The organism is Streptomyces sp. S6 (assembly GCF_054880855.1).
Map to the genome: position 1 here is coordinate 1 of NZ_JBTYMC010000600.1, position 1,745 is coordinate 1,745.

Sequence of the window (1,745 nt, forward strand, 5' to 3'; positions counted from 1 at the left end):
GTTCAACTCGGCTGCACCGGCGTGTGATTGTGTCGCTCACCGGTTCGGAAACGCGGCCGATCACCCGGAACGTGTTCGGCGGTATCCCTCGGACATGACGGACGCGGAGTGCGGAAGATTTCAAGTCCAGTGAGACGGTCGTGACGCTATGAGGTTTGTGGTGCGGGTTCCCTGCGTTTGGCCGGGTCGTTGATCCATGCCTGCTGGGGTATCCGGGGTGGTCGGGGGCGGCGGCCGAAGCGTTTGGGGTGGCGGGCGTATGCATCGGCGAGGGTGACAGCTCGCTGGTCGTGGACCTCCTCGGCGGTGCCGAAGTGCACGCTGGCGGGCGTGTGCCAGCCGATGCCCGAATGCCGGTGCTCGTGGTTGTAGTACGCGATGAACGCGTCGAACCACTCGCGGGCATGGGCCAGCGAATCGAACCGTTCGGGGTAGTCGGACATGTACTTCGTGGTCTTGAAGTGAGCCTCGCTGTAGGGGTTGTCGTTGGAGGTCTTCGGCCGCGAGTGCGACCGTGTGACGCCGAGGTCGATCAGCAGCTGCGAAACCTTCTTGGAGGTCATCGAGGTGCCGCGGTCGGCGTGCACGGTCTCGGGCACGATGCCGTTGCGGGCGATGGTCTCGCGGATCAACTCCTCGGCCCGCGCCGCTGATTCGGCTCGCTCGACAGTGTGGCCGACGACGTATCGACTGAAGATGTCGATGATGACGTAGGCGTGATACCAGACGCCCTTGACCGGTCCGGCTGCCTTGGTGATGTCCCAGGTGAACACCTGCGATGGTGCGGTGGCCACCAGCTCGGGCACCGTCTTCGCCGGATGGGTGGCCTGGCGGCGGCGTTCGCCGGACTGACCCTTTTCGCGCAGGATCCGGTACATCGTGGAGACCGAGCAGTGGTAGCGCCCGGCATCCAGCTCGCGGGCCCAGATCTGTGCGGGCGGCAGCTCGGCGTACTCGACGCTGTTCATCAACTCCAGTACCGCAGCCCGTTCTTCTGCCGTCAGGGCCGAGGGCTGGACGTACGGCGAGCGGAGCCTGCGCGGCGGCGCCGGACGCAGCCGGCGGTAGTGGGTGGCCCTGGAGCGGCCGGTCAGACGGCACGCGGCCGTGATGCCCAGCCTGCCCGCGACGCCGGTGAACGCGTCGTCGACCACCGGGTCGGCGGCAGCCTTCAGTCCGCGCCCTCGGAGATCATTTCCAAGAGCGCGGAAGCTTTTCCCATTACCTCCAACGCGGCCTTGTTCCGGGCCAGTTCCTTCTCCAGCCGTTCCACCTGGCGGCGCAGCTTCTCGTTCTCGGCCTCGGCGGCGGATTTCTTCGGCCGGGCCGGGCTGGTGCGCTTGTCGACCAGCTTCTCCAGGGCCCCGGCATCCCGCGCGGCCCGCCATTCCTTGACGTGCGAGTGGTACAGGCGCTCGCGGCGCAGGACCGCGCCCTTCTCGTTCTTGGGCGCGGCGTCGTACTCGGCCACGATCCGCAGCTTGTACTCGGGACTGAAGGAACGGCGCTTGGGTCGGGGAGCCGGATCGGACTCGGCGGGGGTGGTGCTGGTCATGAGGGGGTGATTCTCCTGTCGTGCCCTCTCAGGCTAACCCGACGAAGCGGGGCGTCTCACCCAAGGCTGACAGAGAGGGGTGGACCGTGGCCCGGCCGCTGCTGCCCGTGCCGGGCTGGCTGCGCGGCCGGGGCGGACAGCCGGAGGCGTACTGCCACCGGGCCATACTCGACGCGATCCGCTACCTGGT

At 67.6% G+C, this 1,745-nt stretch carries 2 protein-coding genes; both read right to left on the reverse strand.

The window, feature by feature from the left end; translation table 11 throughout:
- Nucleotides 1–146: 146 nt before the first annotated feature.
- A complete protein-coding gene (locus ACVNF4_RS35665) occupies nt 147–1,154 on the reverse strand; it encodes an IS3 family transposase (RefSeq protein ID WP_461806985.1) in 1,008 nt (335 codons plus the stop codon).
- A gap of 17 nt (nt 1,155–1,171) precedes the next feature.
- A complete protein-coding gene (locus ACVNF4_RS35670; protein ID WP_461806986.1) occupies nt 1,172–1,555 on the reverse strand; it encodes a transposase in 384 nt (127 codons plus the stop codon).
- Between the last annotated feature and the right edge of the window lie 190 nt (nt 1,556–1,745).